The sequence below is a fragment of the Pseudomonas sp. MLB6B genome (assembly GCF_054508135.1).
The window spans coordinates 4,422,469-4,446,707 of record NZ_CP199313.1 but is presented as its reverse complement, the minus strand read 5'-3'; the positions used below and the strand labels follow the sequence as shown (position 1 = coordinate 4,446,707).

Here is a 24,239-nt window from a genome sequence, read left to right as displayed (position 1 = left end):
GCCATGAGCACTGCAACGACCGCTATGAACGCTCGCCATCCCGGCGAGCTCGACGACCTGCTGATCGACGCCGAAGTCGACGACGCCCAGGTGCAGCAGGCGCCAGCGCCCACCCAGCGCGCCTGGCTGCTGTTGCTGGGCCTGGTGCTGGTGGCGCTAAACCTGCGCCCGGCGCTGTCGAGCCTGTCGCCGCTGTTGGGGCAGGTGAGCGAGCGTCTGGGCCTGAGCGCGTCTTCCGCCGGGTTGCTGACTACCCTGCCGGTACTCTGTCTGGGTCTGTTCGCGCCGTTGGCGCCGCGCCTGGCCCGGCGTTTCGGCGCCGAGCGGGTGATTCTCGGCATCCTGCTGACCTTGGCCATCGGCATCCTGCTGCGCAGCACGCTGGGCGTGACCGGCCTGTTCGTCGGCAGCCTGCTGGCCGGCGCCAGCATCGGCATCATTGGCGTGCTGCTGCCTGGCATCGTCAAGCGCGACTTTCCCAAGCAGGCCGGCACCTTGATGGGTGTCTACACCATGGCCCTGTGCCTGGGCGCGGCTCTGGCGGCGGGTGCGAGCGTGCCGATCAGCCATCACTTCGCGGATAGCTGGGCCATCGGCCTGGGCGTATGGCTGGTGCCGGCGCTGGTCGCCATGCTGGTCTGGTCGCCCCAGGCGCGCCAGGGGCACGGCCTGCACAAGGCCGCCTACCGCGTGCGCGGGCTGTGGCGCGATCCTTTGGCTTGGCAGGTCACCTTGTACATGGGCTTGCAGTCGTCGCTGGCCTACATCGTGTTCGGCTGGTTGCCGTCGATCCTCATCGGGCGCGGCCTGAGCCCGACCCAGGCGGGCCTGGTACTGTCCGGTTCGGTCATCGTGCAACTGGTCAGCTCGCTCAGTGCGCCCTGGTTGGCGACCCGCGGCAAGGACCAGCGCCTGGCCATCGTGCTGGTGATGCTGATGACCCTGGGTGGGCTGTTCGGTTGCCTGTACGCGCCGCTGTCCGGGCTGTGGGGCTGGGCCGTGCTGCTCGGTCTGGGGCAGGGCGGTACCTTCGCCCTGGCCCTGACCTTGATCGTGCTGCGCTCCAAGGACGCCCATGTGGCGTCGAACCTGTCGAGCATGTCCCAGGGTGTGGGCTACACCCTGGCGTCGATGGGGCCGTTCGCCGTAGGCCTGGTGCACGATTTCACCGACGGCTGGGCTGCCGTGGGCTGGATCTTCGCAGGCCTGGGCCTGGGCGCGATCGGTTTCGGCCTCAAGGCAGGGCGGGCGTTGCACGTGCAGGCGGTCAGCGAGCGCGTGTAGCGCTGCCGCCCCACCGCACAGGGGCATAGCGTCGGGGAGCGCGAGGGATTATCGTGCGTTTCCCGAGCCCCGCCAGGACCTTGCCATGACCGACACCCACCGCGCCCTGATCGAGCGCTTCTACCAGGCTTTCCAGCGTCGCGACGCCGAGGCCATGATCGCCTGCTACAGCGATGACGTCGTGTTCGACGATCCGGTGTTCGGCCGCTTGCAGGGCCAGGACGCCGGCGACATGTGGCGCATGCTGGTGGGCCGCGCCGAACGGTTGCAGGTGAGCGTCGATCAGGTCGCTGCCGATGCCGAGCACGGCCAGGCCCATTGGCTGGCGCGCTATCGATTCGGGCCGAAGCAGCGCTGGGTGGTCAACGATTGCCAGGCACGCTTCAGCTTTCGCGACGGTCTGATCTGCCGACATCGAGACAGCTTCGATTTCTGGCGCTGGTCGCGCCAAGCCCTGGGCGTGCCCGGTTGGCTGTTGGGCTGGTCGCCCATGCTGCACAACAAGGTGCGCGCGCAGGCCTTGCGCGGCCTGCGCGCCTTTCAGGCGAGTCGAAGATGATCAACGAGCTGCGACGGCCTGATCCGCGTCTTGGTAACTGAACTGGGTACGCTGCGCCGCCGAGCGGGCGAGTTCGATCCTGACCACAGGAACGATCCGGCCATAGGTCGCGTGCCAATCCCGCTGATCGGCTTGGGCCTGCTCGAGTGCGCCCTGCATGCCGGCGATGTAGAAAAAGGATTGGATCGGTAGCCGGTTCGACTCTTCTTCCTTCCAGGCGTGGAGGATCAGCTCGTTCCAGGCGAACGGCAATTCACTGCCATACATCTGTTGGACGCGCAGGCTTTGATGAAAGGCCTCGTCGCGCCCGGGGACGCGGGCAAAACGCGTGTCGAACGCACATTGCTGCTTGTAGTCGCCAGTCTGACGGAAGCGGGCGATCCAGTCTTCGGCGGTGTGCACGCCCTGCTCGTGACAGGCCTGCTCGCGGTTGGCGGTCTGATCGTTGTCGCCGCAGCCATTGCCGTTGCGGGTCCAGCTGTCGCCGTCGGTGGGCCAAGCGCAGAGCACGCTGTAGGGCAGCGTGTTTTCAGGGCGTTGCGCTTGGGGGTGCAGGGTGAAGCCGCTGCGCGCATCGGCCGCCAGCGCCGTCACGGGCAGGTCGGCGCGCAGGTAGGAGAACGACAAGCCGCCCTTGAGCTTGGTGTTGGGGCTGTGGTGCCAGGTGTGATAGCTGGGCGACGGTTTGGTGGCGCGGATCAGCACGCCGGAACAGACATGGGCCGGAACGGCATTGCCGTCGCAGCGTGCCGGCGTGGCGTCGAAGTTGTTCTGCATGCGTTCGGCCACTTGCGCACCGGATGCGGCGTGCACGCCGACGGCAAGGGTGGACAGGCCGGCGCAGGCGACCAATCGGGATACTGTACGGAACATGGTGGAGCCCTCTTGTGGTGGGCTCACCAAACTAATGATGGGAAGAACGAGCGTCGTGAGTGAACAATTGCCTGTACCGGCAAGCAAACCCTGGTACGTCTATCTGGTCCGCGCCGCCAATGGCTCGCTGTATTGCGGCATCAGCGACGACCCCGAGCGGCGTTTTCTGCGCCATCAGAAAGGGCAGGGTGCGCGCTATTTCAAGACCAGCCCGGCGCAGGCGCTGGTGTATGTCGAGCGATGGCCCGACAAGTCAGAAGCCCTGCGCCAGGAGCGCTTGGTGAAGAAGCTGCGCAAGTCGGCCAAGGAAAATTTGGTCGCCAGCTACCAGGGCGTGGCGCTCAGTCCTTGCGACGCTTGAGCTGATCGATCAGTTGCGTCGGCAGGCCCTTGATCACCAGGGTGCCGGCTTCTTCGTCGTATTCCACCTTCGAGCCCAGCAGATGCGCTTCGAAGCTGATCGACAGCCCCTCGGCGCGGCCGGTAAAGCGGCGGAACTGGTTGAGCGTGCGCTTATCGGCGGGAATCTCCGGCGACAGGCCGTAGTCCTTGTTGCGGATGTGCTCGAAGAACGCCCGAGGGCGGTCTTCGTCGATCAGGCTCGACAGTTCGTCGAGGGTGACCGGCTCGCCCTGTTTGGTCTGGCTGGTGGCGTACTCGACCAGGGTCTGGGTCTTCTCCCGCGCCACTTCTTCGGCCATGTCCTCGCTTTCCACGAAATCGCTGAAGGCCTTGAGCAGGGTGCGGGTTTCGCCAGGACCGTCGACGCCTTCCTGGCAGCCGATGAATTCGCGGAAGTAGTCGGAGACCTTCTTGCCGTTCTTGCCTTTGATGAACGAGATGTACTGCTTGGAGTTGGGATTGTTGCGCCATTCCGACAGGTTGATCCGGGCGGCCAGGTGCAGTTGGCTAAGGTCCAGGTGGCGCGAGGGGGTGACGTCGAGCTCGGCGTTCACCGCCACGCCTTCGCTGTGGTGCAGCAGGGCGATGGCCAGGTAGTCGGTCATGCCTTGCTGGTAGTGGGCGAACAGCACGTGGCCGCCGGTGGAGAGGTTGGACTCTTCCATCAGCTTCTGCAGGTGCTCGACCGCCGTGCGGCTAAACGCGGTGAAGTCCTGCTCGTCGTCCAGATAGCCCTTGAGCCAGCCGCTGAACGGGTAGGCGCCGGATTCGCCATGGAACAATCCCCAGGCCTTGCCTTGCTTGGCGTTGTAGCTGTCGTTGAGGTCGCTCAACAGGTGTTCGATGGCCTCCGAAGCGCTGAGCTCGGCCTCTCGGGCATGGAGCACGGCGGGCGTGCCATCGGGCTTCTTGTCGATCAGGTGAACGATGCAGTGTCGGATTGGCATGAAACTCTCGATGTGAAGGGGCAGGCTGCGCCTGCGCGGCAAAGGGGTGAGTTTAACCCAGGGACGCCGTGCCGCAGTGGCCGCAGGCTGGCGGAAATGGCCCCTGTACGTTTTTTATGCAAAACGCCTGTTTTTTACGCAAACCCCTGAAAAACCTCAGCAAAACCTACGTCTCCAGGGGAATTTGACGACAGCCTGTGTTAGTTTTGCGCGTTCTTGCGCCCCACAGGCTGGCGCATTGCTGGCAGCCAGCGCGCGGCGTGTCGAACCAATCGCTTTTTCGTGTATCTACATACCCGATTGGCGCTGCCCTCGAGACTGTCTGCAGCAGCTGGATACGTACCTGCCACGCTGCTCAACCATTGATTTTTTAGTTAAGGAATTCACCATGGCTTTGACCAAAGACCAACTGATTGCCGACATCGCCGAAGCGATCGATGCGCCGAAAACCACCGCCAAGCACGCACTGGAGCAACTGGGCCAGATCGTTGCCGACCAGCTGGAAAACGGCGCCGAGATCACCCTGCCAGGCATCGGCAAGCTGAAAGTCTCCGAGCGTCCTGCCCGTACCGGTCGTAACCCATCGACTGGCAAGGCCATCGAAATCGCGGCCAAGAAAGTCGTCAAGTTCGTACCTGCCAAAGGTCTGACCGACGCCGTCAACAAGTAATTGTCGACGCGATGAGAGCCGCGCCCGGCTGCCGGGCGCGGCTTTTTCATGCCCGGGATTTGGCCGGGTCGGGTTTCGCCTGCCCGATCCATGCCTGGCGCGCCGCTGCGTCATGGAAACTCCACGCCACCATGCGGCTGCGTTTCTGCCCCTGGCCCATCTCCACCACTTGCCGAGCGGCCACGCCCGCCTTGTTCAGCGCCGCTTCGATGGCGGGCAGATTGCTGGCCTTGGACACCAGAGTGGTGAACCACAGCACCTGGGCCGCGCAGGCCTTGCTCTCATCGATCAGCTGGGTCACGAAGCGAATTTCACCCCCTGTGCACCACAGCTCGTTGTTCTGCCCGCCGAAGTTGAGCACCGGCAGGGTGCGTTTGGGGTCCTGCTTGCCCAGGCTTTTCCACTTGCGCGCACTGCCGCGCGTAGCCTCTTCGCGCGAGCTGTGGAACGGTGGGTTGCACAGGGTCAGCTCGAAGCGTTCGTCGGCCTGCAACAGCCCGCCGAGGATGGCCTTGGCATTGTTCTGCTGGCGCAGGGCGATGGCCTTGCCCAGCCCGTTGGCGTGGACGATGGCCTTGGCCGAGGCCAGCGCCACCGGGTCGATGTCCGAGCCGACGAAGCGCCAGCGGTAGTCGCTGTGGCCCAGCAGCGGGTAGATGCAGTTGGCGCCGACGCCGATGTCCAGCGCGCGTACTTGGGCACCGCGCGGTATCTCGCCACCCGTGTCGCCGGCCAGCAGGTCGGCGGCCACGTGCACGTAGTCGGCGCGGCCGGGGATCGGCGGGCACAGGTACTGCGCAGGAATGTCCCAGTGCTGGATGCCGTACTGGGCCTTGAGCAGCGCGCGGTTGAACACCCGCACCGCCTCGGGGTTGGCGAAGTCGATGCTGGGCTTGCCATACGGGTTGATCAGGGTGAAGCGCGCCAGGTCCGGGTGGGCCTCGATCAGCGCCGGAAAGTCGTAACGGCCCTGGTGGCGGTTGCGCGGGTGCAGCGTGGGTCTGTCGGTCATGGTCGATCCTGTGAAACGGCGCGGGGCAAGCCGACTGCCGCACCCGGGAGGGCAACGACAGCGGGCTTGCCCCGCGTCTGCGATAAGGCGCCGCCTAAACAGCACCTACCGCGTCGGTGAACGTTACAGCGCGGCGATGCGTGCGTGCTGCTCGGTGAAGTTGGCCAGGGCCTGTTCGGCCTCGGCCAGCTTCGCGCGTTCCTTGTCGATCACCGCCGGTGGCGCCTTGTCGACGAAGGCGGCGTTGGACAGCTTGCCGCCCACGCGCTGCACTTCGCCTTGCAGGCGCTGGATTTCCTTGTTCAGGCGCGCCAGTTCTGCATCCTTGTCGATCAGCCCGGCCATCGGCACCAGCACTTGCAGGTCGCCCACCAGTGCGGTGGCCGACAGCGGTGCCTCCTCGGCCTCGCCGAGGACGGTGAAGGACTCGACCTTGGCCAGCTTCTTGAGCAGCGCTTCGTTTTCCTGCAAGCGGCGTTGGTCGTCGGCGTTGGCGTTCTTGAGGAACAGCGGCAGCGGCTTGCCGGGGCCAATGTTCATTTCCGCGCGGATGTTGCGCAGGCCGACCATCAGTTCCTTGAGCCACTCGATGTCGCCTTCGGCGGCGCTGTCGATACGCTCATCGACCGCCACCGGCCAGGGTTGCAGCATGATGGTCTTGCCTTGCACGCCGGCCAGCGGCGCGATGCGCTGCCAGATTTCTTCGGTGATGAACGGCATGAACGGATGCGCCAGGCGCAGCGCCACTTCCAATACACGCACCAGGGTGCGGCGGGTACCGCGAGCGCGTTCGACCGGGGCGTGCTCGTCCCACAGCACCGGCTTGGACAGCTCCAGATACCAGTCGCAGTACTGGTTCCAGATGAACTCGTACAGGGCCTGGCTGGCCAGGTCGAAGCGGAACTGCTCCAGCTGGCGGGTGACTTCGGCTTCGGTGCGCTGCAGCTGGGAGATGATCCAGCGGTCGGCCAGCGACAGCTCGTAGGCTTCGCCGTTCTGGCCGCAGTCCTCGCCCTTGTCGAGCACGTAGCGGGCGGCGTTCCAGATCTTGTTGCAGAAGTTGCGGTAACCCTCGACACGGCCCATGTCGAACTTGATGTCGCGGCCGGTGGAGGCCAGCGAGCAGAAGGTGAAGCGCAGCGCATCGGTGCCGTAGCTGGCGATGCCTTCGGGGAACTCGGCCTTGGTCTGCTTGGCGATCTTCTCGGCGAGCTTGGGCTGCATCAAGCCGCTGGTGCGTTTTTCCAGCAGGGCGTCGAGGGTGATGCCGTCGACGATGTCCAGCGGGTCAAGCACGTTGCCCTTGGACTTGGACATCTTCTGGCCCTGGCCGTCGCGCACCAGGCCGTGCACGTACACGGTCTTGAACGGCACCTGCGGGGTGCCGTCTTCGTTCTTCACCAGGTGCATGGTCAGCATGATCATCCGGGCGACCCAGAAGAAGATGATGTCGAAGCCTGTGACCAGCACGTCGGTGGAGTGGAATTTCTTCAGGAATTCGGTCTGCTCCGGCCAGCCGAGGGTGGAGAAGGTCCACAGCCCCGAGCTGAACCAGGTGTCGAGCACGTCGTCGTCCTGGCGCAGCGCGATGTCGCCGCCCAGGTCGTGCTTGGCGCGCACTTCGGCTTCGTCGCGGCCCACGTAGACGTGGCCCGACTCGTCGTACCAGGCCGGGATGCGGTGGCCCCACCACAGCTGGCGGCTGATGCACCAGTCCTGGATGTCGCGCATCCAGGAGAAGTACATGTTCTCGTACTGCTTGGGCACGAACTCAATGCGCCCGTCTTCCACGGCGGCGATGGCCGGCTCTGCCAGGGGTTTGGTGGAGACGTACCATTGGTCGGTCAGCCATGGCTCGATGACGGTGCCGGAGCGGTCGCCCTTGGGCACTTTCAAGGCGTGGTCGTCGACGCCGACCAGCAGGCCCTGGGCGTCGAGGTCGGCGACGATCTGCTTGCGCGCGGCGAAGCGGTCAAGGCCGGCGTAGGCGGCGGGCAGGGCGGTATCGACCGTTTCGTTGAGGCGACCGTCGAGGTTGAAGGCCTGGGCGGCGGCGAGCACGCAAGCGTTCTTGTCGAAGATGTTGAGCAGCGGCAGGTTGTGGCGCTTGCCGACTTCGTAGTCGTTGAAGTCGTGGGCCGGGGTGATCTTCACGCAGCCGGTGCCGAATTCGGGGTCGCAGTAGTCGTCGGCGACGATCGGGATCAGACGCCCGACCAGAGGCAGTTCGACGAATTTGCCGATCAGCGCCTGGTAGCGCTCGTCGTTCGGGTTGACCGCCACGGCGGCGTCGCCCAGCAGGGTTTCCGGACGGGTGGTGGCGACCACCAGGTAGGCGTCGCCGTCGGCGGTGGTGGCGCCATCGGCCAGCGGGTAGCGCAGGTTCCACAGGTGGCCCTTCTCGTCGTGGTTTTCCACTTCGAGGTCGGAGATCGCCGTGTGCAGCTTGGTGTCCCAGTTCACCAGGCGCTTGCCGCGGTAGATCAGGCCGTCCTCGTGCAGGCGCACGAAGGCTTCCTTGACCGCTTCGGACAGGCCGTCGTCCATGGTGAAGCGCTCGCGGCTCCAGTCCACGGACGAGCCCAGGCGGCGGATCTGCCGGCTGATGTTGCCGCCGGACTGCGCCTTCCACTCCCAGATCTTGTCGAGGAAGGCTTCGCGGCCGAGGTCGTGGCGGTTCTGCCCTTGGGCCTCGATCTGACGCTCCACCAGCATCTGGGTGGCGATGCCGGCGTGGTCGGTGCCGGGCTGCCACAGGGTGTCGCGACCCTGCATGCGGCGGAAGCGGATCAGGGCGTCCATGATGGCGTTGTTGAAACCGTGACCCATGTGCAGGCTGCCGGTGACGTTCGGCGGCGGGATCATGATGGTGTACGACTCGCCTGCACCTTGCGGGGCGAAGTAGTTTTCGGACTCCCAGGTGGTGTACCAGGAAGATTCGATGGCGTGCGGCTGGTAGGTCTTATCCATGCGCGGCGGGACCCTTAGGCATTCGTTCGGGAAAGCCGGGCAGTATAACCAACGCAGGCCATGGTGCGACAGAGTGTAGGGGCGACCGGTCCAGCGCCCTAACCTGTGGGAGCGACCGGCCGGCGCTCCGGCGGTCGGCGCTCCGGTTCAGCCGCGATGGCCGGCGAAGCCGGCCCAACGACCCTTACCCAAGTCACCCAGGCTCGACGTAGCGCGCCGAACCATCGCCCCCACGAAGCCCTAGACCAAGTGCAAATGGTTGTCCCACAGCCCCGACGGCAGCTCCAGCGGCTGGCCCACCAGGGTCGGTTTGCGGCAATCGTACAGCCGGCAGCGACCCTGTCCCGAGGTGACCACGAAACCGTCCGGCACCGCCCCCACACCGGCGCAGTCGGGCATCGGCGCGTCCAGGCGCACTGCCGCGGTGTCCAAGTCCCAGATGAACAGGCGGTTGGCCCGCGGCGCGGTCAGCGCCACCAGACGCAGTTCGTCGTGGATGGCCACGCTGGCGGTGTACTGCGCCATGTTCTGCAACTGCGCCTCTGGCACCGGGAAGGCCTGGAAAGGCTGGCCCGGACGTTTGATGGCCAGCAGCTCGGCGGTTTCCTCGCTGCCGCCCATGAACTGCTGGCAGGCGACGATGGTGCCGTCCTGGCCGATGGCCAGGTGGCGCACGCTGTTCATCGACTGGCTCAGGGTCTCCTGGCTGAGCAGAGTGCCGTCGCGGTGCATCAGCACCAGGCTCGGCTGCATGGCGTCGAGGTTCATCTCGACGCGGCTTTCGGCCTCGGTACGGATGCCGCCGTTGGCCACCACCAGGGTTTCGCCGTCGGGCATCCAGGCCAATTCGTGCGGGCCGATGCCGTGGGTCGACAGCTCGCCGCTGTGCACCAGGCGCTCGCCCTCGAAACGGTAGACACCGAGCACGCCGCGACCGGGGTCGGTGGTGTCATTCTCGGTGGCGTACAGCCACTCGCCGTCCTTGTGCAGCACCGCATGGCCGTAGAAATGCCGGTTGGGCTGCGAGGTCAGGGTCTGCACCAGGCGCCCGTCGCGCAGGTCGATCAGGTAGCTCTCGGTACCGGGCCTGCGGGCGACGAACAGTGCAAGCGGCCGGGTCGGGTGGTTGATGATCGCGTGGCAACGCTGGCCCACGGGCGTGGCGAACACCTGGCTGCCGTCCAGGCGATAGCCGACGGCATAGTGCTTGCCGTCGCCGTCGTCACGGGCCGACAGCAGCAGCGCAGGACTGCCGCGGCGGCGTGACAGGCTCCAGCCGCTCAGGTTGAGGGCGCCGAGCAGGGCGCTACCGAGTTTCAGGGCCTGGCGTCGCAACATGGTCAGTCACCGTCGTTGGCATTGAAGCCGAGTTGAATGTTCAGCGCTTTGGCCAGTTCGCCTTCGTGCAGGCGATGGACCACGTTGAGGCTGTCGTAGATCTGGTTCAGGGTTTGCTTGCCGGCATCGTCGGCGAGCAGTTCGTCGAGGTTCTTCTGGTTGGCTTCGAGCAGCTTGATCGAATTGGCGTAGGCCTCGTCGATCTGCTTGGCCAAGGCGTCCTGGTCTTTGCTCAGCAGGCCGCGCAGGCCCTTGTTGTCGACCCCTTGCCAGACCGCCTGGGCCGCCTTGAGGCTGGCCTCCAGGCTCTTCATCGAGGCGTGGCTGCGCCAGGCTTCGGCCTGCATCGGTTGCACGTAACCCTTGCTCTGCCGGCCCATCGGTGCGCCGAGCTTCTTCTTCAGGGTGTCCAGGGCGGTGACCTGGGCGCGCAGCAGGTCGGCGATGGCCTCGTGGGAATCGGCGTAGCGCTGGTTGGGGAACTTGGTCATCTGCGAAAGCATGCCGTCGGTGCTGTTCCAGCCCTTGAGGATCTCTTCGGCCAAGGCTTTCTGGTGTTCGCCGATGGCCACCAGCAGCGGGCAGTAGCGGGCCTTCTGTTCGGCGCTGGCGATGTCCGGCTTGCTGTCGAAGAGGATGTACTCGTAGGCCGACAGGCCGCGCACCACGACGCTGGATTTGCCCAGGGTCTGCGCATCGACCGGCTTGTCGCCGTTGACCAGCTGCTCGACCTGACGGCCGACCAGGTTTTTCTTGTCGGGCCAGAACTGCACCTGCCATGGGCGGTTGCCTTCGGCGAGAGGGCCGACCAGCAGCGGTTGCAGTTCGGCCCAGGCCTTCTGCGCGCTGAGGAAGTCGGTACGGGCCTTGTCCAGCGATTCCTTGCCTTCGCAGAAGGCCAGGGCACTGGCGGCCAATTGCCGGTCGGCTTCGACCCAGCGGCTGTAGGTCGGCAGGATCACCTGCTTGGCGATGGCGGCCGAGGTGACGGCTTGCGGGTCCTGCGGCGCGCAGGCCCCGAGGGCGAGTGCGGCGAGGCTGGTGAACAACAGTTTGGGTCGGAACATGCCCGGCTCCTTGCGCGTGTTTAGAGTGAGTTGAGAAACGCCAGCAGCGCGGCGCGCTGCTCGGCATCGAAGGTCAGTACATGCCGGCGTGCCGACGCCGCTTCGCCGTCGTGCCAGAGCACGGCTTCGAGCAGGTTGCGGGCGCGCCCGTCGTGAAGGAACTGAGTGTGGCCGCTGACGGCTTTCGTCAGGCCGATGCCCCACAGCGGGGGCGTGCGCCAATCCTGGCCACCGGCGGCGAACTCGCTGCGGTCGTCGGCCAGACCCGGCCCCATGTCGTGCAACAGCAGATCGCTGTAGGGGCGGATCGTCTGACCAGCGAGTTCTGGCTCGTCGGCGTTGGCGGCGGTGGTGAATTGCGGGGTGTGGCAGGCCTGGCAGCCGGCCTCGAAAAACAGGTTCTTGCCGGCCAGCACCTGCGGCGCGTCGACCTTGCGCCGGGCCGGCACGCCCAAATTGCGGGTATAGAACGTGACCAGGCGCAGGATGTTGTCGCTGACTTCCTTTTCGCCGTCGGCACCATCGCCGTTGGGCGCGTTGCGGCAGTCGGTCTGCGCCTGGGTGCAGTCGTCCAGCGGTTGCAGGGTGGTGGTCAGGCCCATGTCGCCGGCGAAGGCGTGCACGTTCTGCTGCTCGACCGTGGGCTGGCCGGCCTTCCAGCCGAAGCGGCCGAGCACGGTCTTCTGCTGCGCCTGGTCCCACACCCGGTTGGGCCGGCCGCGGATTCCGTCGCCGTTGCGGTCGTCCGGGTCGGCGTTGGCCAGGATGTCGGCCTCGGGAATGGCTTCGAGCAGGCCCAGGCCGATCATCGGCGGGGCGATGCGCGCCGAGAAGCGCGTGTCGGGGTGCATCGGGCCGTAGCCGAGCTGAGTGATCTGCAACCGTGGGGTGCGCAGCTCCACGGTGTGGCCGTCGGCGAAGGCGACGCTGTGCGTGTCGTAGCGCACCCGCACCTTGCCTTCGGGGCGCACGCCGGGGATGGCCATGTCCTGCAACTGCGTGCCATAGACCGGCTCAGGCACCACACCTAGGCGCTCGATCTCCTTCATGAACGGCGGCTGGTTGGGGATCGACAGGCGTACCAGCATCGACACGGCGTTGCTGGCATCGGCTTCGGGCGGGTGGCCGCGACCGTCGCGCAGGTGGCAGTTGACGCAGGCATTGGTGTTGAACAACGGCCCCAGGCCGTCACGCGCCGTGGTAGTGGAGGGGGCGATCACCCAAGGGTTGCGGAAGAAGCTGTTGCCCACGGCGAAATCCAGCCGCCGCTCGGGCGTAAGGTTCGCCGACGGCAGGGAAAAAGCATTGCGATCGCTGCGCGACACCGTGGTCTTGCCACCGGACAACGCCTCGCCCGGCTCGGCCTGGGTGAAACGCGGCGCGTCGTCACAGGCGGCCAGAACGGTGGCCAGCAGCAGGGGAGAAAGACGGAGCAGGGACATCCACGATCCTGAGTTCAGGCTGAAAACCGGCGGGCAAGCTTAGCAGGCTGGGGATGTTTGAATAAGAGCAATTTGCAATTGGCAGATGAAACTGGTGTTAACGAGGTAGGAAGCTGCGCAGCAAAAAGCGGCCCGAAGGCCGCTTCGCTGAAGCGCGGACGCGGGATCAGAATTCGTGATCGGCCGTATCTGGATTCAGGTTGGTGATGCCCAGCTTGCCGGCGGCCTGTTCGATGGCACCGGTCTGCTTGACCAGCGCAGCGATGGCATCGCGCACGATCTGGTTGCCGGCGGTGTTGTCCGCGGCGATCAGTTGGTCGTAGTGCTCACCTTTCAGGGCGTGGTCGACGATCACCTGGATCTTCGCTTCGGTCGCGGCCAGGTCGGCCTTGAGCGTGGCGTCGGTGGCCGGGTCGGCCTTGGCGACCAGCGAAGACAGGCTCGGGCCGGTCAGCTTGCTGCCGTCGGGACGGGTGTACTCGCCCAGGTAGACGTTGCGGATGCCCTTGGCGTCGTAGAAGTGCGACCAGTGGGTGTTGTCGCTGAAACAGTCATGCTCGTCTTCCGGCGAGTTGGCTTCCAGCGACACCTTCATGCGCTCGCCGGCCAGTTCGCCCAGCGACAGGCTGCCCATGCCGAACAGCATCTTGCGCAGGCCGTCGTTGGCAGGCTCGGCTTCCAGAGTGGCGCGGTAGTTGCCTTGCACGCCCGGTGCCCAGTTGCCGACCATCTCTTCCAGGTCGCTGACCAGCAGATCGGTCACGGCCTTGAGGTAGGCGCGGCGGCGGTCGTTGTGGCCACCGGTGGCGCCTTCGCCTTCGAGGTAGTCCGACGCCGGACGGTTGCCGGCACCTGGACCGGTGCCGTTGAGGTCCTGGCCCCAGAGCAGGAATTCGATGGCGTGGTAGCCGGTGGCGACGTTGGCTTCCGAACCGCCCAGCTCGTTGAGGCTGGCCAGTTTCTCGGGAGTGATCTCCTTGACGTCGATCTTCTCTTCGCCCACCTGGATCTCGGGGTTGGCGATGATGTTGGCGCTGGCGGCCGGGTTGCCCAGGGCATGTTCGTAGCCGGCGTCGACGTAGTCGATCAGACCTTCGTCCAGCGGCCAGGCGTTAACTTGACCTTCCCAGTCGTCGATGATGGTGTTGCCGAAGCGGAAGGCCTCGCTCTGCAGGTAAGGAACGCGCGCGGCGAACCAGGCTTCGCGGGCGGCCTTGAGGGTGGCGTCGTTGGGCGTGGCGAGGAAGGCGTCGATGGCGCTCTGCAAGGTCTTGGCCGTGCTCAGCGAGTCGCTGTAGACGGCGTGGACCATGTCGGCGTAGTGCTTGACCACGGCCTGGGCCGCCGCTTCGTCGACCGCGCCGGGCGCGGCGGCAGGCGTACTGGCTGCAGCAGGCGCCTGGGCTTGGGGCGCTGCGGCCTTGTCGTCTTTGCTTTCACCGCAACCGGCCAGCGCGATGGCCATGGCCAACAGACTGGCGGAGGCCAGAGGCATACGAATCATTATCGGTCTTCCTGCGTCGTGGGTTGGACAGGTGTGCCGACGCTGTACGAAACAGGGCCTGGCGCACGCGAAAACGCGACATCATGCGAAAGATTTGCATTCGCTGTAAAGGGGCGGCGCGTAATTGCTGGTAATGGCGGGCGCAGTCAGGGCAGCGTCGCCCGATTGCGCTGCCGCTGGCGCAGGAAGGCGGTCAGCTCGCGGGCGGGCAGGGGTTTGCTGTAGTGGTAGCCCTGACCCTCATGGCAGCCTTGGGCGATGACGTAGGCCTCCTGTTCGGCAGTCTCCACACCTTCGGCGATCACCTGCATCCCCAGGCTCTTGCCGAGCTGGATGATGGCGCGAACGATGGTGGCGTCATCGTCGTCGTCGAGCAGGTCCTGCACGAAGCTCTTGTCAATCTTGATCTTGTCCAGCGGCAAGGACTTGAGGTAGCTCAGCGACGAATATCCGGTGCCGAAATCGTCGATGGCGATCATCGCGCCGGAGCGGCGCAGGCTCAGCAGGTGCGTGGCGGCGGTGCCGATGTCTTCCATCAGGCCCGTCTCGGTGACTTCCAGTTCGAGGCTGCGTGGTGGCAGGCGGTAGCGCTGCAACAGGTTGTTGACCACCCGCGGCAGCTCGTTGTGGTGCAACTGCACGGTCGACAGGTTGACCGCCATGCGCAGTTCGGCAAAGCCCTGGTCATGCCACTCGCGCAGTTGCTGGCAGGCCTGGTCGAGCACCCATTCGCCGATGGCGATGATCGAGCCGTTCTGCTCGGCCAGCGGGATGAACTGATCGGGCGGCACCAGCCCCAATTGCGGGTGCTGCCAACGCAGCAAGGCTTCGACACCGACCACCTGATGATCGAGGTAGCTGATCTGCGGTTGGTACACGAGATACAACTGCTGACGCGGCAGGGCCTCGCGCAGGTCCTTTTCCAGTTCGCGGCGCCGACGCATCTCGCTGTCGATGCTGGCGACGTAGAACTGGTAGCGGTTGCGCGAGCGGGTCTTGGCCAGGGTCATGGTCTGCTCGGCCTTTTGCAGCAGCTTCTCGGTGCTATCGCCGTCTTCCGGGAACAAGGTGATGCCGACCGTGGCGCGTAGGCGGATGGGCTGCTGGTCGAGCTCGAAGGGTTGCTCGAGGTCGTCGAGGATCGACTGTGCCAACTCGGCTGCCTCGTAGGGCTGCTCGATGTTGGCCTGGACCAGGGCGAACTGGTCGCCGCCGAGGCGGGCCAGGGCGCCAAGCCGGCCGCTGTGGGCGCGCAGGCGGTCGGCCAGAGCCAGCAGCAGTTGGTCGCCGGCCTGGTAGCCGAATTGTTCGTTGATGCTCTTGAAGTCGTCCAGACCGACACAGAGCACCGCCACGCGATGTTGCAGGCGGCCGCCGTCGCCCAGGATCTTGTCCAGTTGCTGTTGCAATTGCAGGCGGTTGGGCAGGCCGGTGAGAAAGTCGTACTGGGCCATGCGTTGCAGGCTGTTCTCGGCTTCATGGCGCAAGTGGGTGTTGCGCTCGATGGAGGCCAGCAACTGGTTGGCCGTATCGACCCAGATACCCAACTCGTTCTTCTCATGGCCCTTGAGCGGCGGGATCTGGTGCTGGCTGGGGCGGTCGGGGTTGATCTGCGTGAGGTGCTCGATGATCTTCGACAGCGGTTTGGTCAGCAGCCAGTGGTAGACCAGGTACAGCACCAGGCCCATGGCCAGGGCGCGCAGCACACCGGCGATGAAGATGACCACGGCGTTGACCATGAAGGCCTCGCCGTAGGCGGCGGTGTCGAGGGTGATGTTGAGGTCGCCGTAGTACTCGCTGTACGGCCCTCGGCCGACCAGCTGCGTGCTGAAGGTGCGCTCCTGGCCCAGGATCAGGTCGGTGAGCCAGCGCATCGAGGTGTCGCGTAGCGGGCGGCTTTTTTCGGCGAGCAAGGTTTCATTGGGGTGGCCGATGGAGGCGATGCGCATGGACCTGTCCTGGAACAGCCCTTCCATGACCTGCATGCCCATCTCGCGGTCCAGGCTGTACACCGCCTGGGTGGAAGGGTCGCGGAACATGTCGAGGATACGCTGGGCGTCGTCGCTGACGGCCTGGCGCATCTTGTAGGCGTCGTAGACGATCTGCGCACAACTTAAGACCACGCCCACGCCCAGCGCCGAGAGCAACACGACCCTGAGCAACTTGATGGTCAAGCTGTGCCGAAATTCCAGCTTCAATGGGGTTTCCTTAGTCCGTGCGTCTGGCGGCATTCTGCCATCAACCAGGGTGGCGCACTATTGGCTCCATGCAGTACCGATTACGACCTTGATGGCGGCGAATCGTCCCGTCTTTTATCGGTTGCGCGGCGTCGAAACTTGAATCCATTCTCGAAGACGTCCAGAACTCCCAGAGTAGCGCCGCCTATCCAGTGAGCAAGCGGGGCACCTGTTTGGATGGCCAAAAAAAACCCGGCGCTGGCCGGGTTTTTTCGTTCAAGGCGGGCTGAGGGCTCAGGCCTTGAAGGTGTTGCCTGCGAACTGCTGGGCGACGAAGTCCCAGTTGACCAGGTTCCAGAACGCCTCGACGTACTTCGGACGGACGTTGCGGTAGTCGATGTAGTAGGCGTGTTCCCAGACGTCGCAGGTCAGCAGCGGGGTGTCGCCGCTGGTCAGCGGGCAGCCGGCGCCGATGGTGCTGGCCAGGGCCAGGGAGCCGTCGGCTTTCTTCACCAGCCAGCCCCAGCCGGAGCCGAAGGTGCCGACGGAGGTCTTGGTGAACTCTTTCTTGAACTTGTCGAAGGAGCCGAAGGCGCTGTCGATGGCCTTGGCCAGCTCGCCGGTCGGTTGGCCGCCGGCGTTTGGCGCCAGGCATTCCCAGTAGAACGAGTGGTTCCAGATCTGGGCCGCGTTGTTGAACACGCCGCCCGAAGAGGCCTTGATGATCTCTTCCAGGGATTTGTTTTCGAATTCGGTGCCCGGGATCAGGTTGTTCAGGTTCACGACATAGGTGTTGTGGTGTTTGTCGTGGTGGAACTCCAACGTTTCCTTGGAGATGTGCGGCTGCAGGGCATCGTGGGCGTAGGGCAGCGGCGGCAATTCAAAAGCCATGGTTGATTCTCCTCATTCGGGTCTATTTGCGATGGACGCAAGGCCGATCACGGGCGGCCTCATCGCGCCGGCGGGTCTTTACCCTTTGCGACGCAAGCGGTCGATCATAGCACCGGCCCCCACGCATAACCACGCGACAAGTATAGGGAATAGCGGTTGCGCGGCCCTGGCCCGGGCATGACCGCTAGGGCTCAGGCAAAGATTAGTTGCGCAGCCACGCTGAACATCATCACCGCCACCATCAGGTCGAGCAGCCGCCAGGTGGTCGGGCGCGCCAGCCACGGGGCCAACCAGGCCGCGCCCAGGGCCAGGGTCGAGAACCACAGCAGCGACGCACTTGCCGCACCCGCCACATAGGCACCTGGCACCGATTGCTGCGCGCCCAGCGAGCCGATCAGCAAGACCGTGTCGAGGTACACATGCGGGTTGAGCAAGGTCACCGCCAGGGCGCTCAACAGCACCGCGCGCCGCGACCGGCTGCCCTGGCTCTGCTGGCGCTCCATGCTCTGCGCCGAGCAGGCGCTGCGCAGCGCCTTGATGCCGTACCAGAGCAGAAATGCCGCGCCGCCCCAGCGCGCCACCGCCAGCAGGGTAGGGCTGCTGAGCAGGACCGTGGCCAGGCCGAACACCCCGGCCGCCACCAGCAGCGCGTCGCACAGGATGCACAGCGCAGCGACCGGCAGGTGATGCTCGCGGCGCAGGCTCTGCGCCAGTACGAAAGCGTTCTGCGCACCGATGGCCATGATCAGGCCCAAAGCCACCAAGATGCCATTCACATAGCTTTGCCACATCGCGATCGTTCTCCACAGGCGCGCAGGCAAGCTGCGCGCGGATTTGCCTAAAAGGAAGGCTGGCGATTGTGCGCAGCGGCAGGGTATAAGCAAAACAAATAATGCTCATCAGTCATTAGGTAAATCGATGTTCGACTACAAACTGTTGTCCGCTTTGGCGGCGGTGATCGAACAGGCCGGTTTCGAACGCGCCGCGCAAGCGCTGGGCCTGTCGCAATCGGCGGTTTCCCAGCGCATCAAGCTGCTCGAAGCGCGGGTCGGGCAACCGGTGCTGATCCGCGCCTTGCCGCCCGAGCCCACCGAAGTCGGCCGGCAGTTGCTCAACCATGTGCAACAGGTGCGCCTGCTTGAGCGCGATCTGCAACGTCAGGTGCCGGCGCTGGACGAGCACGGCCTGCCCGAACGCCTGCGCATCGCGCTCAACGCCGACAGCCTGGCGACCTGGTGGGCCGAGGCGGTGGGCGCGTTCAGCACCGAGCAGCGGGTGCTGTTCGACCTGGTGGTGGAGGACCAGGAGGTGGGCCTCAAACGCATGCGCGCTGGCGAAGTGGCCGCCAGCCTGTGCAGCAGCGAGCGGCCGGTGGCCGGTGCGCGCAGCCTGGCCCTGGGGGCGATGCGCTACCGTGCGCTGGCCAGCCCCGATTTCATGGCTCGGCACTTTGCCCAAGGCTTCCAGGCCGCGCGTCTGGCACGCACGCCGGGCATCGTCTTCGGCCCCGACGATTTCCTGCAGCACCGCTATCTGGCTTCATTGGGCATCGAAGGCGGTTTCCTGCACCACTTGTGCCCGTCTTCGGAGGGGTTTGTGCGTCTGCTCGAAGCCGGCATGGGCTGGGGCCTGGTGCCCGAATTGCAGGCCAGCGCGCAACTGGCGCAGGGCACGCTGGTGGAAATATGCGCCGACACGCCCATCGATGTGCCGCTCTACTGGCATCATTGGCGCAGCGGCGGGCAACTGCTCGGCCAACTGACCGAACACCTGCGCCGCTCGGCGTCGGTCTGGCTGGTGCCCTTGTAGGCGCGGGCAGCGTCAGTTGCATCTGAAATCTGGCAAGGCGGAGTCTTACATGCGAATTCTGGTCACGGGCGCAAGCGGTTTCATCGGCGGACGCTTCGCCCGCTTTGCCTTGGAACAGGGGCTGGACGTGCGGGTCAACGGGCGTCGCGCCGACGCCGTGGCGCATCTGGTCAAGCGCGGCGCGCAATTCATTCCCGGCGACCTGGGCAATGCCGAAGTGGCCCGGCGCGTCTGCCAGGGCATCGACATCGTGGTGCATTGCGCGGGCGCGGTCGGCACCTGGGGGCACTATCAGGACTTCCACCAAGGCAACGTGGTGCTCACCGAAAACATCGTCGAAGGCTGCCTGAAGGAGCATGTGCGGCGCCTGGTGCACCTTTCGTCCGCGGCGTTGTACGGCGACCGGCCGGGGCTGCTAGACGTGCGCGAAGCGCCGCTGCCGCGGCGTTTCCACGACCACTATGCGGCGACCCGGCAAGTGGCCGAGCAGAAAGTCTTCGGTGCCGGCGAGTTCGGCCTGGAAGTGCTCGTGCTACGCCCCAGCCCGGTGGTCGGCGCGGGCGACACCCGGCTGTTTCCGGCCTGGATCGAGCGCCAGCGTCAGGGCAGCCTGGCGATCATCGGCAACGGCTTGAACAAGGTCGACTTCACCAGTGTGCACAACCTCAACGACGCCCTGCTGAGCGCGCTGTTCGTCGACGCCCAGGCGCTGGGCCAGGCCTACAACATCGGCAACGGCCAACCCGTGCCGCTGTGGGACGCGATCAACTACGTCATGCGCCGGCTGCAATTGCCCCAGGCCACGCGCTATCGTGCGCCCGGTCCGGCCTATGCCCGGGCGGTGCTCGCCGAGGCGGCGTGCCTGGCCTGGCCGGGGCAGCCCGAGCCGCGCAGCACGCGCGCGGCGGTCAAGCGCGACTGCCGCGACTTCACCCTCGACATCGGCCGAGCGCGCCAGCATCTGGAGTATCGGCCTAAAACAACCCTATGGAGCGCGTTGGACGAGTTCTGTGCCTGGTGGCAGGTCAGCATCCAACCAGACCTGCGATGAGCGCACGCGGCTTGCCCTGCCGGCAGGCCGCCGCCCAAGCCCGGCCTGCACCGGCCTCGTGGTTCGCAACGGACAGGACGCTGCGGTTTATACTCTCGCCTCCATGCCTCCACCCCAGTTGAAACCGCCATGCGCAACGACGAACCCGACACCCTAGACCACGTCCCGAGCCTGCGTGCCGGCACCCGCGACGACGACGAACTGCTGCCCGCCCGCGTGGCCCGCAGCCGCCAGAAGGCCACGCGCCCGGCCAGCACCGGCCTGCTCTGGACACTGCTGTGCGCTGCCTTCATTGCCTTGGCGGGCCTGGGTTGGTGGAGTGCGCAACAGATCTCGATGCTCGAACGGCAGTTGGTCGCCACCCAGGAATCCTTCGCCCGCATCAGCGAAGAGGCGGCCGGGCGTCTGCAAGCGATCAGCGGCAAGGTCGCGGCCAGCGAGTCGAACGTCAGTTCCGGGAACGAAACCTTGCAGCAGCAACTGCGCCAGTTGCAGGCCAGCCTCGCCGAACAGAGCAAGCAGCAGCAGGGCGTCGCCGGTCAGACGGGCGATCTGGACAAGCGTCTGGAGCAGGTGCTGGCCGAGGCCCGCCAGCAGCAACAGGCTGCCAGCGCGTTGCAGGACCAGCTGGCGGCCCAGCTCAAGGCGATCGACGCCCAGCTGAGCGCGCTCAAGGCCGCACAGGCCGACACGGGCAAACTGGAAGTGCAGTTGAAGAACCTGAGCGGCGAAGTCGCCGCGCTCAAGCAGCAGGGTGATCAGCAAGCCGCCATCGACAGCCTGACGCAAGACGTGCTTGTGCTCAAAAGCCAGGCCGACAATCGACCCGCCTCGAACGGCGGTGCGTCGGTACAGGAGTTCGATGCGTTCCGCGGACAGACCACCCGCTCGCTCAACACCTTGCAGAGCCAGGTGCAGAATCTCCAGCAGCAGATCAACGCACGGCCTTGAAGCCCGGCGTCGAGGCACGATGGGCCGCTTTGCAGCCGAGCGCCGGTGCTCGGTGCGACCTACCCAGGAAACGCCTGCACATCGGCGTTTGCTTGTAAAAGCGAACTGCCCCCAAGCGGGGCGGCTCGGCGAACCGCCCTACGTGCGGCGTCAAACGTCCAGGCCGAACCAGGTCCTCCAGTCGTCGCGGACGAAGCGTACGCGGACCGGCAGGGAGTCGATCCGCCAGGCCGAGTCGAGCGCCGTGTCGAAACTGGCCGGCACCATCAGGCCGCGGGTCGGGCTGCTGAACGGTTTGCGCAGATCGCTCGGCAAGGGGTTGGCGCTTTCGGCCGGGTTGATTACCGTGGCATGCGTCCAGCTGCCGTCGGGCAAGCGTACGTCCAGCGGCGTGCCGGGCGTGGAATAGCGCACATCCTTGGGGTCGAGGTAGACCCACAGCTGCGCGGGTCCGGTACGTTCCAGGCGCATCAGCAGCGTACCGGGGCCAACGTTCTCGCCGGGTGCGGCGACCACTTCGGCGACCCGCGCCGCCTCTGCCGCCGTGACCTGCATCTGCTGCAGGCGCTGTTGCAACCAATGCGCTTCGCGGCGCTGCTGCTGTTGGTAACGCAGGTCGCTACTGCCGCCGGTCACGCTGCGCTCCCAGGCCAGGCGCTCGGCCTCGCGGTTGTCCAATTGGTTCTGCGCGTCGAGCAGTTCGCCCTGGGTCGCGGCCTGGCGGGCGAGCAAACCACGGACTTCGCGCACCCGCTGCGCCGCACGGTCGACCAGGCGTTGCAGCACCTGGCGGTTGCGCGAGACGACTTCGGGCGAGCCCGCCACTACCGCCTCGTCCTGGCCTTGCAGCAGGTTCAGGCGCAGGCGCCATTCGGGGTTGTCCATCTGCAACAGCGGCGCACCAGGCTGCACGTGGTCGCCCACCTGCACCTTGAACTCGGCGATCTGCCCAGGTTGCATGGCGCGCACCTCCAGCGTCGGCAGGCGCACCAGCGCCGGCGCTTCGACGCGGATCAGGTCCAGACCGTAGCGCGCGGCCAGCCATGCCGGCGGAATCAGGATCAGCAGCACGATCAGGTACCAGCGCAAGCGGAAGGCCAGGCGTTTGCCGGGCGCGTACAGCACCTGCATGCCGTTGTCCTGGGTGGGGTGGTGCTCCTTGGGGCTATCGAATCGGATTTTCATTTGTTTCTCGGAAAGTCGGTCCAGGATTGCCAGTCGATGCCGCTCAGGCCGGCCGGTTGCAGCGCTTGGCGCCAGTGCGTCGCCTGCTGGCGCAGGTCTGCGGCCGAACTGCCGGCCCAGCTGATGCGTGGCGATTGATCGATTTCGACGCTTTGCGCCAGGCGCAGCTCGAGGGCGGGCCAACGCTGGGCGATGTCCAGTGCGCGTTGGGCGCTCTTGTCGGCGGCGCGGGTGTAGATCATCAGGCTGACCTGGGTCACGCCCAGGTTCTGCAAGGTGCAGGGCACACAATTGGCGCCAGCGTTCTGGTCTTCGAACCAGCGCGGATGGCCCGACAGCATCAGCGGCCAGGGGCTGGCCGCCTTGGCTTCGCGCAGGGTCGACAGCCACTCGCGCACGTGGGCGTCGGGCACCGGCCAACCCAACTGCTCGACCTCCAGATCCAGGTGCAGGCCGTCGAAGGGCAGGTCGGCGTACTGGCCGATCAAGGCGATCAGGCCAGGTCGATGCGCCGTTTGAATCCAGCTTGGATCGCCCAGTAGCAGGTTGACCCGCAGGCCCTGACCGTGAGCCGCCTCGAGCAGTGCCTGCAACTGTCCATGGGTGGCCGACGCCGCGACTTGGCGGCTGGCGAGCCCGACGTTCAGTTCGCGCAAACCGGCGCTGCGCAATTGCGCGAGCTCCCGCGCCCGACGGGCCGGGTCGAGCAGTGCCTGGCTGTCCCAGATGTACACGCCTTGGCGCCAGGCGGGGCGGGCGGAGTCGGCACGCTCGCCGCTGGCCTGCCAGTGCGCGCGGCTGCTGCCCAGCAGCGCGTCGAAGGCCGGACTGTCGTCGCCGAACAGGCGCAGCGCCGACTCCTGCAACCACACCCGGTGCCAGGCCGCGATCTGCGCGAAGCGGGCGTTGTAGTCGTCGATCTGTGCCTGTTGCAGGGCCATCGCGGCTTGGCCCGCATCGAAATCGCGGCGCTGGCGCCGCTCGTCGAGCAGCGTGCTCAGCCCCTGGCGGCGCTGGCTGAGGCGTTGGTATTCGTTGACGCTGCGGCGCTGCTGGGCGATCACCTTGCCCACTTCGCGCAGCAGCTCGCCTTGTGCCTGTTCGCGCGCTTGCAGCGCCGCCTGATAGCGCGCTTCGCCTTCGCGCTGGCGCGCCGAGCCGTAGCCGAGCAGGTCGACCGGCGCCGAGAACGTCACGCCCACGGCCAGGCCACTGCCGTTGTCGGCTGCGCCGCTGCGTTGTTCGAAGGACTGCGACAGATTGAAGTAGGCGTCGACCGCGCTGTACCACGGCTGCTTACGGCGCTGCTCGGCACTGGCCAGCTCGGTGTCGCGCCCGGCGATGCGTGGGTTGTGCTGCAACTGCGGCTCCCAGGCTTGCAGCGGCTCGGGCCGGTCGGCCAGGGCCTGGGCCTGCGGCGTGTCACCGGCTTGCAACGGCACACCGAGGCTGGCGAGGCTGGCGCGCACGTCTTCGAGGAGGTCGCGCTGCAACGCGCAACGGTCGCCGATCGCCTGCCATTGGCTGCGCACCAGCTGTGCATCGGAGGGCAGGACCCAGTGCTGCGCCAGGCGTTGCGCCATCTGCGCATTGGCCTCGCGGGCCACGGCATCGACGCCCTCGCACACACGCTGTTCTTCTCGGGCGCGCCACCAGTCGGCGTAGGCGCTGCGCACCGCCAGGCGTTGCTGGGCGCGGCGGTAGCCCTGTTCGATCCGCGCCAGGCTGGCGTCGCGCGCGCTGTCGTGCAGGGCGTCGAGGCGCTTGCGCAGGCTGCCCAGCAGTGGGTAGCGCACGCCTACGGCAAGGCTGCGGCCGTAGTAGTCGTTGCGCAGGTCTTCGGTGACCAGTTCGTGGTAGCGGCCCACCGTGGCATTGCCGAACATCTCCCAGCCGCTTTCGCTCTGGCGCTGTTCGTGGACGGCATAGCGCGCTTGCAGTTGTTCGCTGGCCGACTGCACGCCGGCACCGTCGCCCGCGCGTTGCAGGGCCTGTTCGAGGGTCAGCGGCTGGGCCATGGCCAGCGCGGGCCAGGCCAGTAACGCCAGGCAGCAGGCCAGCGGCCTGGCGGCAGGTATACGGATCGAAGTCATGTGAGGAGTCGTCT

20 protein-coding genes are annotated in these 24,239 nt (G+C 66.0%); 7 read left to right on the top strand and 13 right to left on the bottom strand.

Going from position 1 to position 24,239, the window contains the following annotated elements:
- Positions 1 to 3: 3 nt before the first annotated feature.
- Positions 4 to 1,284 carry a CynX/NimT family MFS transporter gene (locus tag ACSMEV_RS19630; RefSeq protein ID WP_459206621.1) on the top strand — a complete coding sequence of 427 codons (1,281 nt, stop codon included), beginning with the start codon at positions 4 to 6 and terminating at the stop codon, positions 1,282 to 1,284.
- A gap of 85 nt (positions 1,285 to 1,369) precedes the next feature.
- Positions 1,370 to 1,843 (top strand): nuclear transport factor 2 family protein, encoded by a 474-nt coding sequence (locus ACSMEV_RS19625; protein WP_459206620.1) that lies wholly within the window; start codon positions 1,370 to 1,372, stop codon positions 1,841 to 1,843.
- Here the strand turns inward: ACSMEV_RS19625 and ACSMEV_RS19620 are convergent, their stop codons facing one another.
- The gene (locus tag ACSMEV_RS19620; RefSeq protein WP_459206619.1) at positions 1,844 to 2,716 is read right to left on the bottom strand and encodes a hypothetical protein; all 873 of its coding nucleotides are present in this window, start codon (positions 2,714 to 2,716) and stop codon (positions 1,844 to 1,846) included.
- Between the two features lie 55 nt (positions 2,717 to 2,771).
- On the opposite strand from ACSMEV_RS19620, the gene ACSMEV_RS19615 reads away from it, so the two are divergent.
- Positions 2,772 to 3,077 (top strand): GIY-YIG nuclease family protein, encoded by a 306-nt coding sequence (locus tag ACSMEV_RS19615; RefSeq protein WP_459206618.1) that lies wholly within the window; start codon positions 2,772 to 2,774, stop codon positions 3,075 to 3,077.
- On the opposite strand, the gene yejK is transcribed toward ACSMEV_RS19615, so the two are convergent.
- Positions 3,058 to 4,065: a nucleoid-associated protein YejK gene (gene yejK / locus ACSMEV_RS19610; protein ID WP_459206617.1), complete on the bottom strand. Its 1,008-nt coding sequence runs from the start codon at positions 4,063 to 4,065 to the stop codon at positions 3,058 to 3,060. The genes ACSMEV_RS19615 and yejK overlap by 20 nt on opposite strands.
- Before the next feature lie 388 nt (positions 4,066 to 4,453).
- Between yejK and ACSMEV_RS19605 the strand changes: the two genes are divergently transcribed.
- Complete coding sequence (locus ACSMEV_RS19605) at positions 4,454 to 4,735, top strand: HU family DNA-binding protein (RefSeq protein ID WP_296263191.1); 282 nt, start codon at positions 4,454 to 4,456, stop codon at positions 4,733 to 4,735.
- A 46-nt stretch (positions 4,736 to 4,781) separates the two neighbouring features.
- On the opposite strand, the gene rlmF is transcribed toward ACSMEV_RS19605, so the two are convergent.
- From rlmF to ACSMEV_RS19560, 9 genes are all read right to left on the bottom strand, one after another.
- Positions 4,782 to 5,747: a 23S rRNA (adenine(1618)-N(6))-methyltransferase RlmF gene (gene rlmF / locus ACSMEV_RS19600; RefSeq protein WP_459206616.1), complete on the bottom strand. Its 966-nt coding sequence runs from the start codon at positions 5,745 to 5,747 to the stop codon at positions 4,782 to 4,784.
- A gap of 123 nt (positions 5,748 to 5,870) precedes the next feature.
- A complete protein-coding gene (locus tag ACSMEV_RS19595) occupies positions 5,871 to 8,717 on the bottom strand; it encodes a valine--tRNA ligase (protein WP_459206615.1) in 2,847 nt (948 codons plus the stop codon).
- Between the two features lie 240 nt (positions 8,718 to 8,957).
- Entirely contained in the window at positions 8,958 to 10,055 is a 1,098-nt protein-coding gene (locus ACSMEV_RS19590; protein ID WP_459206614.1) for a DUF1513 domain-containing protein, read from the bottom strand.
- A gap of 2 nt (positions 10,056 to 10,057) precedes the next feature.
- Complete coding sequence (locus tag ACSMEV_RS19585; RefSeq protein WP_459206613.1) at positions 10,058 to 11,122, bottom strand: imelysin family protein; 1,065 nt, start codon at positions 11,120 to 11,122, stop codon at positions 10,058 to 10,060.
- Positions 11,123 to 11,142: 20 nt separating this feature from the next.
- A complete protein-coding gene (locus tag ACSMEV_RS19580; protein ID WP_459206612.1) occupies positions 11,143 to 12,564 on the bottom strand; it encodes a di-heme oxidoreductase family protein in 1,422 nt (473 codons plus the stop codon).
- 166 nt (positions 12,565 to 12,730) lie between these two features.
- Complete coding sequence (locus ACSMEV_RS19575; RefSeq protein WP_459206611.1) at positions 12,731 to 14,068, bottom strand: imelysin family protein; 1,338 nt, start codon at positions 14,066 to 14,068, stop codon at positions 12,731 to 12,733.
- A gap of 146 nt (positions 14,069 to 14,214) precedes the next feature.
- Positions 14,215 to 16,266 (bottom strand): putative bifunctional diguanylate cyclase/phosphodiesterase, encoded by a 2,052-nt coding sequence (locus ACSMEV_RS19570; RefSeq protein WP_459206610.1) that lies wholly within the window; start codon positions 16,264 to 16,266, stop codon positions 14,215 to 14,217.
- 273 nt (positions 16,267 to 16,539) lie between these two features.
- A complete protein-coding gene (locus tag ACSMEV_RS19565; protein ID WP_459206609.1) occupies positions 16,540 to 17,136 on the bottom strand; it encodes a superoxide dismutase in 597 nt (198 codons plus the stop codon).
- A gap of 191 nt (positions 17,137 to 17,327) precedes the next feature.
- The gene (locus ACSMEV_RS19560) at positions 17,328 to 17,927 is read right to left on the bottom strand and encodes a LysE/ArgO family amino acid transporter (RefSeq protein WP_459206608.1); all 600 of its coding nucleotides are present in this window, start codon (positions 17,925 to 17,927) and stop codon (positions 17,328 to 17,330) included.
- A gap of 127 nt (positions 17,928 to 18,054) precedes the next feature.
- On the opposite strand from ACSMEV_RS19560, the gene ACSMEV_RS19555 reads away from it, so the two are divergent.
- From ACSMEV_RS19555 to ACSMEV_RS19545, 3 genes are all read left to right on the top strand, one after another.
- Positions 18,055 to 18,945, top strand: a complete 891-nt coding sequence (locus tag ACSMEV_RS19555; protein ID WP_459206607.1) for a LysR family transcriptional regulator ArgP — start codon at positions 18,055 to 18,057, stop codon at positions 18,943 to 18,945.
- A gap of 49 nt (positions 18,946 to 18,994) precedes the next feature.
- Positions 18,995 to 19,996, top strand: coding sequence for an NAD-dependent epimerase/dehydratase family protein (locus ACSMEV_RS19550; RefSeq protein ID WP_459206606.1), 1,002 nt, complete (start codon positions 18,995 to 18,997; stop codon positions 19,994 to 19,996).
- A 129-nt stretch (positions 19,997 to 20,125) separates the two neighbouring features.
- Positions 20,126 to 20,947: an ATPase gene (locus tag ACSMEV_RS19545; protein WP_459206605.1), complete on the top strand. Its 822-nt coding sequence runs from the start codon at positions 20,126 to 20,128 to the stop codon at positions 20,945 to 20,947.
- Positions 20,948 to 21,097: 150 nt separating this feature from the next.
- Here the strand turns inward: ACSMEV_RS19545 and ACSMEV_RS19540 are convergent, their stop codons facing one another.
- Entirely contained in the window at positions 21,098 to 22,132 is a 1,035-nt protein-coding gene (locus ACSMEV_RS19540; RefSeq protein WP_459206604.1) for an HlyD family secretion protein, read from the bottom strand.
- Complete coding sequence (locus tag ACSMEV_RS19535) at positions 22,129 to 24,225, bottom strand: TolC family protein (RefSeq protein ID WP_459206603.1); 2,097 nt, start codon at positions 24,223 to 24,225, stop codon at positions 22,129 to 22,131. Before ACSMEV_RS19535 ends, ACSMEV_RS19540 begins: the two co-directional genes overlap by 4 nt.
- Positions 24,226 to 24,239 lie beyond the last annotated feature (14 nt).